The 15574-nt window shown below is 70.1% G+C and carries 9 protein-coding genes; 5 read left to right on the top strand and 4 right to left on the bottom strand.

The window, feature by feature from the left end:
* Positions 1 to 78 precede the first annotated feature (78 nt).
* Positions 79 to 675 (top strand): DUF4142 domain-containing protein, encoded by a 597-nt coding sequence (locus DDF67_RS11975; RefSeq protein ID WP_109101127.1) that lies wholly within the window; start codon positions 79 to 81, stop codon positions 673 to 675.
* Positions 676 to 900: 225 nt separating this feature from the next.
* Here the strand turns inward: DDF67_RS11975 and DDF67_RS11980 are convergent, their stop codons facing one another.
* Both DDF67_RS11980 and DDF67_RS11985 read right to left on the bottom strand, forming a co-directional pair.
* Positions 901 to 4506 carry an ABC transporter permease/M1 family aminopeptidase gene (locus DDF67_RS11980; RefSeq protein WP_109101128.1) on the bottom strand — a complete coding sequence of 1202 codons (3606 nt, stop codon included), beginning with the start codon at positions 4504 to 4506 and terminating at the stop codon, positions 901 to 903.
* Positions 4507 to 4518: 12 nt separating this feature from the next.
* Positions 4519 to 5397: an ABC transporter ATP-binding protein gene (locus tag DDF67_RS11985; protein ID WP_109101129.1), complete on the bottom strand. Its 879-nt coding sequence runs from the start codon at positions 5395 to 5397 to the stop codon at positions 4519 to 4521.
* Positions 5398 to 5567: 170 nt separating this feature from the next.
* Between DDF67_RS11985 and DDF67_RS11990 the strand changes: the two genes are divergently transcribed.
* From DDF67_RS11990 to DDF67_RS12005, 4 genes are all read left to right on the top strand, one after another.
* Positions 5568 to 6248, top strand: a complete 681-nt coding sequence (locus tag DDF67_RS11990; protein ID WP_109101130.1) for a fumarylacetoacetate hydrolase family protein — start codon at positions 5568 to 5570, stop codon at positions 6246 to 6248.
* 16 nt (positions 6249 to 6264) lie between these two features.
* The gene (gene maiA, locus DDF67_RS11995; RefSeq protein WP_109101131.1) at positions 6265 to 6909 is read left to right on the top strand and encodes a maleylacetoacetate isomerase; all 645 of its coding nucleotides are present in this window, start codon (positions 6265 to 6267) and stop codon (positions 6907 to 6909) included.
* The gene (locus DDF67_RS12000) at positions 6902 to 7543 is read left to right on the top strand and encodes a carbonic anhydrase (protein WP_109101132.1); all 642 of its coding nucleotides are present in this window, start codon (positions 6902 to 6904) and stop codon (positions 7541 to 7543) included. The genes maiA and DDF67_RS12000 overlap by 8 nt, the downstream gene beginning before the upstream one ends.
* Before the next feature lie 95 nt (positions 7544 to 7638).
* The gene (locus DDF67_RS12005; protein ID WP_101720328.1) at positions 7639 to 8256 is read left to right on the top strand and encodes a DedA family protein; all 618 of its coding nucleotides are present in this window, start codon (positions 7639 to 7641) and stop codon (positions 8254 to 8256) included.
* On the opposite strand, the gene pbpC is transcribed toward DDF67_RS12005, so the two are convergent.
* Both pbpC and DDF67_RS12015 read right to left on the bottom strand, forming a co-directional pair.
* Positions 8253 to 10310 (bottom strand): penicillin-binding protein 1C, encoded by a 2058-nt coding sequence (pbpC, locus tag DDF67_RS12010; protein WP_233247632.1) that lies wholly within the window; start codon positions 10308 to 10310, stop codon positions 8253 to 8255. The two genes, DDF67_RS12005 and pbpC, sit on opposite strands and share 4 nt — an antisense overlap.
* 124 nt (positions 10311 to 10434) lie before the next feature.
* The gene (locus tag DDF67_RS12015; protein ID WP_109101134.1) at positions 10435 to 15462 is read right to left on the bottom strand and encodes an alpha-2-macroglobulin family protein; all 5028 of its coding nucleotides are present in this window, start codon (positions 15460 to 15462) and stop codon (positions 10435 to 10437) included.
* Between the last annotated feature and the right edge of the window lie 112 nt (positions 15463 to 15574).

The raw sequence follows: 15574 nt of genomic DNA on the forward strand, positions 1-15574 counted from the left end.
CGTGAGGCTTTGTTCGCCAGACGGCGGCGCGTGAAGCTGCCGCTTCTTCCTTAGAAAAACACGTAGGGAAAGAAAGCCATGACCCGCAAGCTTCTCATCGTCGGCGCCGCCTTCGCCGCTCTCAGCCTGGCCGCCTGCGGCCAGAAGACCGACGAAACCAAGGGCGCGGCGACGCCGGCCGAACAGGCCGCGACCCCGGACGCCAACCCCTCCGCCACGGTCCCTACGCCAGCGGATGAAGCCGCCGCTCCGGACTTCGCCGCCAAGGCCGCGGCCAGCGACATGTTCGAGATCGAGGCCGGCAAGGTGGCGCTGAAGCGCTCGACCAACGCCGACGTCAAGAAGTTCGCCCAGGCGATGATCGACGCCCACACGGCCACCAGCCAGGGCCTCAAGGCCGCGATCGCCGCCTCGGGCGCCAGCATCACCCTGCCGACCGCCCTGCCGGAAGACCTGCAAGGCAAGCTGGACGACCTGAACAAGGCCGACGCCAAGGACTTCGACAAGAAGTACGCCGACAGCCAGGTCGACGCCCACCAGGCGGCCCTGAACCTGCTGCAGCGCTACGCCCAGGATGGCGACGTGGCCGCCATCAAGACCTTCGCGGCCGAGACCGCTCCCAAGGTTCAGGAACACCTGAACATGGCCGAAGGCCTGAAGAACGGCATGAAGTAGAACGGCATGAAGCAGGGCTCGCAAGAGCCCTGACGTGGAAAACCCCCGGTCGGAAGGCCGGGGGTTTTTCTTTGGAGCGTTATGCTCCTCCCTCGAGGCGCGGGGGAGGTGGCGCGGCGCCATCGGCGACGTGACGGAGGGGGCGAGGGACAGAGCGCCGAGCCCAGTCTCGCCCCCTCCACCCCTTCGGGGTCCCCCTCCCCCGTTTCACGGGGGAGGAGCAATTCAGTCCGCCGTCTTCACGACGTTGTCGTCGCCGTTGCGGTCGATGACGATGTTGTACGGGTCGACGCCGGCGAAGCGGGGGGCGACCTTCGTGAGGAAGGTCAGGGTCTGGGTCCCGCTGCGGATCGGGCGGCGTTCCATGGCCACCACGTCCTTCTGCTCGAAGTCCTTCTTGCCGGGCTCGGCCGTGAAAAGGCCCACGTCCAGCACCTCGTTCAGGGGCGCGTTGGTCTCCTTGCCGCGACCGTCGGCGTACATCTTCCTGGCCTCGACCACGAGGGCGACGTCGAACCGGCCGTCGGCCCGCTTCCTGACCGTCGCGCTCTTGGTCTTGAGGTCGTAGAGCGTGATCTTCTCGAAGAGGTCGGTGACCAGGGCCTGCCTGTCGGCAGGGACCTCGGCGCGCAGGGCGGTCAGGAAGTCGAGCGAGGTCGGGTAGGGCGCGCCCTTGAAGCCGTGATCGGCGATCAGCCTGCGCAGGACGCGGTTGACCGTCTCCTCGCCTACCTCGTGCTGCAGCCGGTACATGACCAGCGAGCCCTTGCGGTAATGGATGTAGCCCTGGTTTTCCACCCGGGCCAGCGGCTGCTCCTCGAGCACGTCGCCGCCGCGCGAGCGCAGGTAGCTGTTGAGCTCGAACTTCAGGAACTTGCGGATCTGGGCCTCGCCGTACATCCGCTTCATGACCATCAGGGCCGAGTACTGGGCGAAGGTCTCCGACAGCATGGTCGAGCCCTGCTGGTCGGCGCCGAGCACCTGGTGGGCCCACCACTGGTGGCCGATCTCGTGGGCGCCGACATAGGTGACCATGTCGATCTTCTCGGGGTTCCGGTAGTCGGCGATGAAGAACATGCTCTCCGACCACGGGATCGTGCCCGCGAAGGCCTGGGCGAAATCGGCGTAGGCCGGGAATTCCTGGAAGCGCAGCTGCCTGAACTGATAGGGGCTGAACTGCGCCTGGTAATAGTCGAGCGAGGCCTTCATCGCGCCGCGCATGCGGTCGATGTTCCAGGCGTGCTGAGGGTCGTAGTAGACCGCCAGGTCGATGCCCTTGTAGGTCTCGCGCGAGACCGCGTAGCGGGCCGACTGGATCGACAGGAACGGCAGGATAGGCGCGTCGGCGACGAAGCGCACGGTGCGGCGCTCCTGGTTCCCCGTCTTCCAAACCCGTTCGGACACCTTGCTGCCGGGCGCGATCGGCGTCTGGTCGGCGTCGGTGGTGACGGTGATGTCGGAGGTGACGAAGTCGGCGTCCTTGCGCAGGCCGTTGAACTGGCGGCTCGCCACGTCGCCCAGCCTGGCCATGCGCAGCTCGGGCGGCAGGCCGTACTTGCGGCGCTTGGCGCGATCCTGCAGCAGGCCGTCGCGCCCCATGCCCAGGATCGGCGCGATCTCCATGTTGTTGAGGAACGTGCCGTTGGCGACCACGCGACGCTCGTCGCCGCTGTTCTTGAAGCCCTTCTGGCTACGCTCGGTGATGAAGCTCATCCGGCGCGTCTCGCCCGGCGCCATCGGGGTGTCGAAGGCGAAGATCCGGTAGTTGAAGCGCTCGAAGGTCTGCTTGGGCCGCGCGCCTTCGATCGACAAGGCGCGAACGGCCAGGTCGCGGTCGAAGCGGACGTGGATTTCCTTCAGGGGCGCGCCGGTCTTGTTCTGGAAGACGTAGGCGCCGCGGGTCACTGCGCGCGGCTCGCCCGGATGCAGGTCGACGTCCAGCTTCATGCCGACGATCTTGGGCTGGGGCGCGTTCTCGTAGCGCAGCAGCGCCTTTTCGAGGTCGGCGGTCCAGCGTTCGTCGTCGAGATTGGTGCGGTAGGCGTTCCAGACGTTGGTGTTGACGTAGATGAAGCCGCCCAGGCCGGCGAAGACCAGGAAGACGGCGCCGAACACCACGCCGCTCGCGCCGCGCAGGCGTCGGGGCAGGCGGCGCAGGCGCGGCAGCAGGCGGGTCTCGGTCCCGCGCCGCCACAGGGCGTAGCACAGCACCGCCAGCAGCACGGCGAAGGCGCTCCAGTAGGCGCGGAACCACCAGGCCCCGATCCAGAACGCCCCCAGGCGGTTCATGTCGGAGAACGGCGTGCCCGGCGCACCGCCGTAGTTGTAGAGATTGTGCTCGAAGCCGAGGTTCTGGAACGTCACCTGGGTGACGATGTAGACCACCATCAGGCCCCAGCCGATGAACTTGTGCGGGCTCAGCACCTGCAGGAACACCGCCAGCACGGCCAGCAGGATCCAGTCGACGGCCTGGGGCAGGACGTACCACAGCAGGTACTTGTCGAGCTCCAGCCGGAAGTAGCCGTGGCCGATCTGGCTGACGACGCCCGCGACCACGCTGACCAACAGGGTCGACAGCAGCACCAGCGAGATGGCGGCGATCTTCGGGGCGGTGAAGGCCCAGTCGCCGACCGGCGTGGAGTCGATGATCTCGTGGGTGCGGCGCTCGCGCTCGCGCCAGACCAGCTCGCCGGCGTAGTAGATGGCGATGATCATCGGGATCAGGCTGAACGAGCCCAGCAGCGGCCGCAGCAGGGCGCGGGTCACCGGATAGATCTGGCCGCCATAGCCGTCCGCATCGGTGGCGAACCACAGCGAGCCGGCCGCATTGAACAGGCCCAGCGCCAGCAGCACGAAGAAGGCCGGGCTCTTGAACACCTGGCCCATGTCCAGGCGCGTGCGGGCGACGAACTGGGTCCAGGCCGCGGCGGCGTCGTGGCGCGGCGCGGGCAGCGGGCGCGGGGCCGGCGGCGGGGTGGCGGCTTCGGCCTTGGCGTCCTTGCGGGCGGCCTTGCGGGTCTTGCCCGCCGACAGCTCGGCCGACTGGAAGCGGAACAGGCCATAGGCCGCCGCCAGCAGGCCGGCGGCCAGCACGACGACGAAGGCGCGGTTGAACAGCAGCACGCCTTCCAGCGGCGGGATCAGGGTGTTGCGCTCGTTGGCGGTCCAGTAGCGCGTGACCAGGCCGAAGGCGCTGGTGCCCAGCGGCTCCCACATCGCCGCGGCGGTCTCGAACTCGGGCTTGTCCAGCGCGATGCCGGCGATGACCCACAGCACCATGAAGCCGATGACGCCGACATAGGTCCACATCATCGAGCGGGTGATGGTGGCCAGGGCGAAGAACATCGCCGAGGTCAGCAGGATGTTGGGCAGGGCGAAGGTCAGGTACGACAGGACGTACGCATCGAGCATCTGCGGCCCGAGCGTCTCCTTGTCGACCCAGGGCATCAGCGAGCCGAGGAAGATGGCCAGGGGTACGGCCAGGAACGAGATCGCCGCGGCCAGGACGGCGCCGGTGAAGCGGCCGTAGAGATAGTCGAACTTGCGGATCCTGGTCGTGCGCAGGATCGGGCCGTAGCCGGTCTCGTCGTCGCGGACGATGACGTTGGCCACGAAGGCCGTCGTCACGAACATGTAGAACAGCGAGAAGACCAGCGACGACATCGCCAGGGCGAACGGGCCGTTGCGGTGGTCGCTGGGGCCCAGGCCGATGCTGATCTGGCTGATCGTGGTGGCGCCGAACGCCAGCAGGAAGAACAGGACCGCGACCACCCAGAACACCGGGGAGCGCAGCTGGTAGCGGAGCTCGAAGCTCGCGATCTTGCCGAACATGCCGCCTGCCCCCTACGCCGCGCAGCGGGTGGTGGCGAGGGTCGAGAAATAGACGTCCTCGAGACCGCCGGTGACGGGCGCGAAGCCGGCGCCGGGATCCTGGTCGGCCAGGACGTGGATGATGGTGCGGCCGCCCAGCAGCCGGGTCGAGATCACCTGGTGGGCCTTGCGGGCGTCCTCCAGCTCGGCCTTGTCGATGGTCTTCTTCCAGATCCGGCCGTCCAGCTGGCGGATCAGGTCGGCCGGGGCGCCTTCGCGCACGATGCGGCCGTCGCAGATGATGGCCATGGCCGGGCAGAGGTCGGAGACGTCCTCGACGATGTGGGTCGACAGGATCACGACCACGTTCTCGCCGATCTCGGCCAGCAGGTTGAGGAAGCGGTTGCGCTCTTCCGGATCGAGGCCGGCGGTGGGCTCGTCGACGATGATCAGGCGCGGATCGCCGATCAGGGCCTGGGCGATGCCGAAGCGCTGGCGCATGCCGCCCGAGAAGCCTGCGATGGCCTTGCTGCGCACGTTCCACAGATTGACCTGGGCCAGCAGGCTCTCGACCGTGTCCTTGCGCTCCTTGCGGCCGGCGATGCCTTTCAGCACCGCCATGTGGTCGAGCATGTCGTAGGCGCTGACCCGCGGATAGACGCCGAAGTCCTGCGGCAGGTAGCCGAGCACGCGGCGCAGGCCTTCCGGATCCTTCAGGACGTCGATGTCGCCGAAGCGGATGTGGCCCGAGGTCGGGGCCTGGAGGGTGGCGATGGTGCGCATCAGGGTCGACTTGCCGGCCCCGTTGGGACCCAGCAGGCCGTACATCCCGCGCGGTATGGTCAGGCTGACCTCGTCCAGGGCGCGCACGCCGTTGCCATACACGTGCGTCAGGTTTTCGATGATCAGCATCGGTACTCACGGCCCCCGGTCTTGTTAACGCCAACAGTCCCCACGGCGACATGACAAGACGGCGCGAGCCTGGGCAAGTGAAAGAACGTTTAGGCGGTCGGGTTCCCGACGAATGGCGGGCTTTTCCGGCGGGGTTCCGGTCGGGCGGTTTTGGGTCTAAGCAGGCGGCCATGACGACCTTCGCCTTTCCCCCGCCCATCCAGCCTTCGGTTCCGGTGGAAGGATCCGAGGCGGTCTTCCCGGTGCGCCGCATCCTGTGCGTGGGCCGCAACTACGCCGCCCACCGCGCCGAGATGGGCGGCGACGAGCGCGACCCGCCGTTCTTCTTCGCCAAGCCGGCCGACGCGATCGCGCCGCTGATGAGCCAAGTGCCCTATCCGCCGCGCACCGCTGACCTACACCACGAGATCGAGCTGGTGGTGGCGCTGAAGTCGGGCGGCGCCGATATCGCCGTCGACGACGCGCTGGACCATGTGTTCGGCTATGCCGTGGGCGTTGATCTGACCCGCCGCGACCTGCAGGGCGCGGCCAAGGCCAAGGGCCATCCCTGGGAAGCGGGCAAGGCCTTTGACTTCTCGGCCCCGATCTCGGCCATCCGCCCGGCGGCCGAGGCCACGTTCGACGGCGCCATCTGGCTGACCGTCAACGGCGTGCAGCGCCAGACGGGCCTGGTCTCCGACATGATCTGGAACATTCCCGAGATCATCGCCGAGGCCAGCAAGCTGTGGACCCTGGCGGCCGGCGACCTGATCTTCACCGGCACGCCCGAGGGCGTCGCCGCGGTGGTTCGGGGCGACGAGATCGCCGGCGAGGTCGACGGCGTCGGCGCCCTGGCCTTCAGCCTGGTCTGACGGGAGGCGCGCGGCCGTGACCCTCACGCTGTTCGGCTACTGGCGGGCGGCCGCGCCCTATCGCGTCCGCGTCGGCCTCAATCTGAAGGGCGTCGCCTACGACCAGGCGCCGGTGAACCTGCTCAAGGGCGAGCAGCGAGCCGCCGCCTATCGCGACCTCAATCCGCAGGGGCTGACCCCGGCGCTGGCGCTGGGCGACGGCGTGGTGCTGACCCAGAGCCTGGCCATCCTCGAATGGCTGGACGAGACCTTTCCCGAGCCCGCCCTGCTGCCGGCCGACCCGCTGGGCCGCGCCCGCGTGCGGGCCATGGCCCAGGTCGTCGCCTGCGACATTCATCCGCTCAACAACGTGCGGGTCATGGGCGAGCTGACCGCGCGGGGCCAGGACGAGCCTGCCCGCAAGGCCTGGATGGCCCGCTGGCTGGCCGAGGGCTTCACCGCGCTCGAAGCCGCCGTCGCCGCCCACGGCGGGACCTATGCCCATGGCGACGCGCCGACCCTGGCCGATGTGTGCATCGTTCCTCAGGTCTATGGCGCGCGCCGGTTCGACATCGACCTTTCACCCTATCCGACCCTGGTGGCGGCCGCCGACCGCGCCGCCGACCATCCCGCCTTCGCCGCTGCTCACCCCAGCCTCCAGCCGGACGCCGCCGATGCTTGAAGATCTGAAAACCAACAACGCCAACTGGTCCAAGCGCAAGACCGAGGTCGACGCCGAGTTCTTCAAGCGCCTGGAGAACCAGCAGAGCCCCGAGTACCTGTGGATCGGCTGCAGCGACAGCCGCGTTCCGGCCAACGAGATCGTGGGCCTGGATCCGGGCGAGCTGTTCGTGCACCGCAACGTCGCCAACCTGGCCCCGCCGCAGGACGCCAACTACCTCAGCGTGCTGCAGTTCGCGGTCGACGTGCTGAAGGTCAAGCACATCATGGTCGTGGGCCACTACGGCTGCGGCGGCGTGGCGGCGGCCATCGACGGCAAGCGCCGGGGCCTGGTCGATCACTGGCTGCACCCGATCCGCGAGGTCCACGCCGAACACCGCTGCGAGCTGGACGCCATCCCCGAGGAGCGCGACCGCCTCAACCGCCTGTGCGAGCTGAACGTCATCCGCCAGGTGCGCAATGTCGCCTCGGACGTCTTCGTGCAGGACGCCTGGGCCCGCGGCCAGAGCCTGGCGGTGCATGGCTGGGTCTATTCGCTGGCCAATGGCCTGGTCACCGACCTCAATGTCGGCATCGAGAGCATCGAGGACTATCACCGCGTGCTGGCCGGCCCGACCGCCGGCGAAGGCATCTAGGAGACAGGAAAAGAGGGCCGCGCCCGATCGTCGCAGTTGGCGGATCGGTGTTCGGCCCTTACTTGTTCGTCACCATCCCCTGTCACGGTGGTTGCATGGACGCCTTTCTCCAGAGCCTGCACAGCCTCGTCGTCGAGCACCGCCTGCTGGTGTGCGCGATCCTGGCGGTCGTCACCCTGCTCGAAGCCCTGATGCTGGTCGGGGTGCTTATCCCGATCATGGCGGTGATGCTGACGGCCGGTGCGCTGATCGCCACCGGCTCGCTGCATCCGGTCGAGGTGATCGTCTGGTGCAGCGTCGGCGCGGCTCTGGGCGACGCGATCTCCTATCTGATGGGCCGCCACATGGGCGCCTGGGCCGTGCGCCATCCGGTGCTGGCCAAGCACCGCCGCACCGTGGCCCGCGCCCGCCTCTACACCCGCCGCTACGGCGTGCTGGCCCTGGCCGTGGCTCGCTACCTCGGCCCGCTGCGCCCGTTCGTGCCGATGGCCGCGGGCATGACCCGCATGCGCGACTGGACCTTCCACGCGGCCAACACCGTCACTGCCCCGGTGTGGGTGATCACCGTCCTGGCTCCCGGCTATCTGGCCGCACGCCATCTGGGCTACTGGAAGCCCGATCCGGTTTGGCTGACCGCGGTGGTCGTCGGCGGCCTGCTGCTGGTCGCCACCGTGATGATCCTGCGCCGCAAGCCCGCGGCCTCGAAGGTCTAGCCCGGCGCCCTGATGCGCACCCGCGCGCTGGCCGCCCGGCCCTGGCCATCAACCACCCGCAGCCGATAGAAGCCCGCCGCGGCCGGTCGCCAGACCGGCTTGCCGCCGACCGGATCGTCGGCCAGGGGCTTGCCGTCCACATACCACGACAGGTTCTCGCCGCCGGCCGCCAGGACAAGGCCGCGCGAGCCCTGGCCCAGACCCTCGACCTGCACCGTCGCCCCGTCGGGCGGGAAGATCAGGCGCGGGCCCTCATCGGCGACAGTGCGCAGCTGTTGCAGCGCCCCCGGGGCCGACTTCGGCGCGATGGGACGCGGGGCGGCGGCGGGCGCACCCACCAGGTCGGCGACGTCGAACAGGGTGGGCAGGGCCGCGTCGCGTCCCGTGAGGCCGCGGCGCGCGCCGCCGTCGGCCCGGCCTGTCCAGACGACGATGGCGTGGCCGCCGACGATCCCGGCCGCCACCGCGTCGCGAAAGCCGTAGGAAGTGCCGGTCTTGAAGGCCATGGCCGGCCCGCCTCGGGTCAGGGCCGAAGGGGCGCGGCCGCGTGGGCCAGGGGCTTCGCGCAGGATGTCGAGCACCTGGCCCACGGCTTCGGGCCGGGCGATGCGGGTTCCGCCCGAACGCTCGCGGGTCTTGGCCTCGTCCACCGTATAGGCCAGCGGTTTGGCCACGCCGCCGTCGCCGAGGGCGGCGTAGAGAGTGACGAGGTCGCGCAGGGTGATGCCCGCGCCGCCCAGGGCCAGGGCCAGGCCCGCGGCCTTCACCTCGGCCTTGGGACGCAGCAGCTTGACGCCGCCGGCCTCGAGGCGGGCGGCGAAGGCTTCGGGGCCGATCTTCTCCAGGGTGGCGACGGCCGGCACGTTCAGCGAATAGGCCAGGGCCTCGCGGGCGGTGACCTTGCCGTGGAACACGCGGTCGAAGTTTTCCGGCTGGTAGTCGGCGAAGCGGGTGGCCGCGTCCTCGATCTGAGTGTCGGGCGCCAGCATGCCGTCGTCGAAGGCGAAGGCGTAGACGAAGGGCTTCAGCGCCGAGCCGGGCGAGCGGGCGGCGCTGGTCATGTCCACCCAGCCGCCGGGTCGCTCGCGGCCGGCCGAGCCGACCAGGGCGCGCACGGCCCGGTCGCGGATCCGCACCACGATGATGGCGGCGGTGGCCTCGGGACCCTGGCTGGCGGCGACGCTGGCGGCCAGGGGCTCCAGCCGCGCCTGCAGATCGGGATCGATGGTCGTCAGCACGCTGGACCGGCTGGCGGGCGCGGCGGCGGCCTGCTGGCCCGCCAGGTGCCAGGCCAGGGCCGGGAAGGCGCTGCGGCGGGGGATGGGCTCGCCCTCGGCCTCGACGGCGGCGATCGTGGCCAGGGTCCCGGCGCGTACCATCTTGTCGAGCACCGCGCGGCGGGCCTCGCGGGCGGCCTCGGGCCGTCGGTCGGGACGGCGGGCCTCGGGCGCCTGGGGCAGGGCGATCAGCAGGGCCTGCTCGCCGTCGGTCAGGCTGGACGGCTCGTGGCCGAAATAGGAGAGGCTGGCCCCGCGCACCCCTTCCAGGTTGCCGCCGTAGGGGGCCAGCGTCAGGTAGAGGGCGAGAATCTCGTCCTTGCTCAGCCGGCTTTCCAACTGCACGGCGCGGACCATCTCTATAAGCTTGCTGCCCAGATTGCGCGGCCTGGGCTCCAGAAGGCGGGCGGTCTGCATCGACAGGGTCGAGGCGCCGCTGCTGACCCGGCCGTGGACGACCGCCGAGCCCGTGGCGCGGACCACGGCGATGGGATCGACCCCCAGGTGCCAGCGGAAACGGGCGTCCTCCACCGCCACCAGGCGCTTGAGGAAGGTCGGGTCGGTGCGCTCCAGGTCGGCCCGCACCCGCCAGCGGCCGTCCTCGACCGGCAGGGCGCGCAGCCACGCCCCGCGCTCGCCCAGCACCACCGGCGAGGAGCGCTTGGCGCGGCTCATGTCCGGCGGGAAGGCGGCGCTGAGCGCGAACACCCCGACCTGGGCGGCGAGGAAGCCAGCGAGCAGGCGCGTGATCAAAGCGACTTTCCCCTCCCCCTGGATGGGGGAGGGGTCAGGGGTGGGGGTGGCTTCGGCGTCGGCGGTGGTCACGGCGCTTCACCTTCAAGCGCTGTCACCCCCATCCCCGGCCCTTCCCCCATCGAGGGGGAAGGGAGCAGTTCCAACATCATTGGCCGGTGATCGTCGTGCGGCCGGCGTCCGACCGGGCGGCGATGCTCGGGCGGTACATGTCCTTGGCCACGGCGCCGGGCAGGAAGAACTCGCCCGGCGTCACGGCCCGCGCGATGTAGGCCATGGCGAAGGGCTTGTTCCCTTCAAGGTCGAGCGCGGCGATGTAGCGGTCGTCGCGGCTTTCCTGGGCGTCGGGCGTCGACAGCTCGCCCAGGAACCGGAACGGTCCGTTCTGGGCGTCGTCGGCGCCGAGCGGGGCCTCGATCTCGAAGCCGGCCGGCAGAGCGTCGTCGACCACCAGGGCGGTCGAGCGGGCCTGCATCGACCGGCCCTGGATCAGCACGATCACCCGTTCCCCCTGGCGGATCGCCGAGGGATCGACCGCGCCGCCGCTCATCGTGAACAGTCGCTTGGACACCGATAGGCCGTTGCTTTCGGCCGCCGGCGCGGCGATCGGCGTGCCGCGTACGCTGACCGTCCGCCAAAGGGCGCCCTTGCCCCTGTTGGTGAAGCGGGCGTCGGCCAGCTTGCCCACGGCCCAGCGCGGGGCGCCGCCGGCGGCCGGCAGGGCGACCACGTTCTGGGCCTCGATGTTGATGGGGCCGGCGGCCTTCATCAGCTGGTGGGCGGCATAGAGCAGCTGGGCCTGTTCCTGGGTGTTCAGGGCGTCGGGATCCTTGACCACGTTCTCCAGGCGGCCCTGCAGCCTGGCGGCGACGTCGGCTTGGCCGGCCTGCACCGCCAGCGCCGTGACCGCGGCCACGTCGCGCAGCGGGCTCTGGTACCAGTCGTACTCGTCGCGCCAGTTCAGCGAGTTCACCGCCTGGCGCATGGCCGAGCGGGCCCGGGCGTGGTCGCCCATCATCGCCAGACCCGCGGCCACCTGGGCCTTGGCGATCGGCTGGTCCTCGTCCTTCATCTGCACGTCGTGCCACCAGCGCAGGCGCGCCAGGTCGCCGCGCCCGGCCTTGGCCAGCACGTAGAGGGCGTAGGCGCTGGCCCGGCGGCGCATGCGCTGGGTGGCCTTGCGGCTTTCGTCCTCGTTGCGGCCCCACCAGGACGGATACTCCATCCGGTAGGACACCGAGGCCCAGCCGTCGGGACGGCTGACCTGGCGCATGGCGTTCAGCGCCTTGTCCAGCGCCTCGTCCGGCACGGCCACGCCTTGCGCCTTGGCCTCCAGCAGGAAGTCGGTGGCGTAGGCGCCCAGCCACGGGTCGGCCTCGCCGTCGCCCACGCGCCAAAGGCCGAAAGCGCCGTCCAGGGTCTGACGGTCCAGCAGGCGGCCCACCGCCCCGGCCAGGGCCGCGGGCGTGCGCCTGAGCTTGGGGTCGCTGGAGACGCTCTGGGCGTACATGAGCGGATAGGCGGCCGAGACGATCTGCTCGGTGCAGCCGTACGGGTAGCGTTGCAGGGCGACCGCGATCGCCGACGGGTCGAAGCCCTTGAACGGCGAATAGCTGACCTGCAGCGTCACGTCGCCGGCCGCCAGGCCCGAAAGCAGCTGGTAATTGGGGGTGTAGGTCGCGCCGGGGGCCTGCAGTTCGGTGGTGGTGCGCACCACGTCGCCCCAGCCCAGGCGGGTCTGGATCGGATAGTCCTTGGTCGTCGAGAAGCCGGGACCGCTGACCTTGAAGCCGATCTTGCCGACGCCCGTGACGTCGGGCGCCAGGAAGGGGATCTTCTCGGCGACGCGCTGGCCCAGGATCAGCGTGATCACCTTGCGGAAAGCGACCTTCAGCCCGCCCGAGGCGTTGGCCTCGGCGGTGTAGGCGCCCGGCTTGCCCTCGACATTGTGCAGCTCCAGCGTCGCGGTCGGCTTGTCGCCGGGCGACAGGAAGCGCGGCAGGTTGAGGTCGGCCACCACCGGCTGGCGAACGGTCATGGCCTTGGAGCCGGAGCCCACCGCATTGTCGGTCCAGGCCACGGCCATGATCCGCAGCTCGCCGTTGAAGTCGGCCGGCGGCAGCTTGATCGTCGCCTTGCCGTCGAGGCCGGTCTCGACCACGCCCGACCACAGGGCCACGGTCTTGATCGGCGTGACTGTCAGGCCCTCGCCGCCCAGCTCGTCGCCGCCGAAGTTGACGTTGGCCGGCGCGCCCATGTTGGGGTCGAGCAGGCGGCCGTAATCGTCGCGGTAGTCGAGCGTCAGGGCGCGCTTGCCGAAGTACCACTTCACCGGGTCGGGGCTTTCCTGGCGGGTCAGGCGCAGCACGCCCTCGTCCACCGCCGCCACCGTGACCCGGGCCTTCTGGCCAAAGCCCAGGCCCTGCACCTTGAGTGGGATCTCGACCGGCGCCTTGGAGTCGAGCTTCGGCGGCGTGCCGATGTCGACGGTCAGCTTGCGGCCCTTGGGCTCCAGCGGCACATAAACCAGGCCCAGGGCCCGCTTGGGCTTGGGCGAGGCCACCGGATCGCGCGGCTGGATGACGGTGACCATCACATAGGCCCCGCCGCCCCAGGCGGCGCTGGTCTTCAGCTTCACGGTCGCGCCGTTCTCGCCGACCGACAGGGTCTTGAAGTCGATCAGGCGGTCGGTGGCCACGGCCACCTGGGCCTGGCCGGCATAGGGCGCCTTCAGCGTGATTTCGACGGTGTCGCCCTGAGCATAGGCCTTGGTTCCGGCCGACACGCGGACGAAGTCGGGCGCCTCGGCGTCCTTGGCCGGCGAGCCCCAGCCCGACGAGAAGCGGGCCACGGTCTTGGTCCCTTCCGGTCCCTCGACCACCAGGCGGTAGTCGCCCCATCCCAGGCGGCGGTTGATGCGGCCGCCCTGGCCGGGCGACATGTTGAGGCTGCCCTTCATCACCACGGCGTCGCGGCTGGTGCGCCGCCACTGCCAGCGGCCGTCCTGCTGGAACCAGTCGTAGTTCCAGTTTTCGCTGATCAGGGTGTAGCTGGCGGTGGTCGAGATGCGCTTGCCGGCGGCGTCGACGGCGATCACCTCCAGGCTCACCGGCGGATCGTCGCGGCCCGAGCCGTCGCCCTGCTCGACCTTGACGCCGTAATAGATCGGCTTGCCGCGGACCTTCAGCTCCAGGCCCTCGCGCACGGGACGGCCGCCGGGCTCGAACACCGACGCGGCGACCGCCGCCACCAGGGGCTGGCCGGTGTCGCCGACGTCGCTGGTGCCGAGATTGAGGACCGCGCGGCCCTCGCCGTCGGTGACCGTGGTGCCCAGCTCGATTAGCTTTTCGTCGAAGGGCTCCTTGGCGTCGCCCCACTCGAAGCCCTTGTATTGCGGGAAGGGATCGGCATCGCGGCGCAGGCGGGCCTCGCCCTGCGTCTGCAGGCCCGAGCCCGGCGCGCCGTAGAGGAAGCGGGCGTTGACCGCGATCTGGCGGGTCTCGCCGATGCGGATGGGCGTGCTTTCCTGGCCGGTGGCGGTGACCGCCAGACGCTGGGGCGCGAAGTCCTCGACGCTGAAGCTCAGCGAACCGGACGAGGCCTCGATCCCCTCGATGTGCAGTTCGGCGGTCCAGCGGCCGCGCGGGGCGCTGCGGGGCAGGGCGATGTCGATCGGCACCGCGCCGGCGTTGGCCTGGCCGAACCACCAGCGCTTGAACTCCACGCCCGAGGGGCGCTTGACGAGAATATAGCCCTTGCGGTCGTTCACCGCCTTGGCCATGCGGTCGCGAACCATGGCCGTCAGGTGTACGGTCTCGCCGGGGCGATAGATGCCGCGGTCGGCATAGAGCCAGCCGTCGATGTCGCTGCCGACGGCGCGACCGCCTTCGCTTTCGGTGCGGCCGCCGACGCCCTGCTTGGACAGGTCCACCGGCGAGCGGTCGAGGTCGAGCACCGACAGGTCGCCCTCGGGGCCATAGGCCATGACCATCTTGGCGCGCTCGGCGCCTTCGCCCTTAAGCAGCGGGCGGGGGAAGCGCACCCGGCCGTCTGCGTCGCTCTTGACCTCGGCCAGGGGCTCGCCGTCCCGGGCGACCAGCGCCACGCGCACGCCCGACACGGTCTTGGCGGTCTTCAGCGAGCGGACCACGACGTCCAGCGCCTCGGAGCCGTCATAGGCGATCAGGGCCATGTCGGTGAAGACGATCCAGCGGCGGGCCTGGGCCGGCGGGGTGTCGCCCTCGCCGTCGGGATCGCGGCCGCCCGAGGCGTCGCGGGCCTTGATCAGGTAGGCGCCGGGCTTCATCTCCTTGAGCACCGCGCCCAGCGGGAAGACCGTCGTGGCCTTGGCGCCGGCCGCGCCATCGACCGTGACCTCGCCCTTCCAGATGCGGCGGCCGTCGTCGCCGGCGCTGTCCTCGCCATAGTCGCCGGCCCAATCGCCCTCGCCGGTGGGATCGGGGGCGCTGATCGACTTGCGCACCAGGTTGCGGTCGGACACGCGCCAGACTTCGACGGCCAGCTTCTGGACGTTCATGGTCTCGATGGCGACGCCGTCGGATTCCTCGCGCGGCAGGATCACCCCGTCGCCGGCGAAGCCGACATAGGGCGGCTTCTCGCCATAGGTGAAGTCGACGTCGGCATTGGCGCCGAGGGTCTCGCCGCCCTTGGCGGGTAGGCCCTTGAGCAGGGTGATGCGGCGGTCGGTGAAACCGACGCCGCCGATGCACAGTTCGTCGCCCTTGACCCGCACGGCCGGGGTGCGGCCCAGGTCGGGCGAGACCATGACGAAGTCGGCATAGGCCTTGGACGCGTCGAGCTCGCGGCTCATCTGGATGCAGGCCAGCGGATCGCCGCCGGAGCTGTCGATGCGGGTGCGCCAGACGGCGAAGCCTTCGGGCTTGGGCACGCCCCTCCGGCGGGCGTTTGCGTCGCGCGGCTTGCCGAACAGCGACCAGGCCTCGCCCTTGACGACGGCCGCGCCGGAGGCGGCCTTGGCCCCGCCGCCGAACCAGCCCAGATCGGCGGTCTTGGCGGCCACGAAGCCGCCGCCGAAGCCGACCACCAGCGCGCCCGCGGCGATGGCGGCAGCGGGAGTCCTGAGGCCCTTGAGAACCCGGGTCCAGACAGAGGTCTTGGCCGCGCCGTCGCCTTGCGGCGTCTCGTCCGTCGACATCCGTCGTCTCTCCCAAACCCGAGGTGATTTGGGGGACTTGAACCTAAGCGCGAGCGGGGGTCAACGGCGTCGTGACAGGGGTTCGCAAGGTTGTGCTTGAAGGAACCGGTTA

It is taken from the genome of Caulobacter endophyticus, from assembly GCF_003116815.1.
Classification (GTDB): Bacteria; Pseudomonadota; Alphaproteobacteria; order Caulobacterales; family Caulobacteraceae; genus Caulobacter; species Caulobacter endophyticus.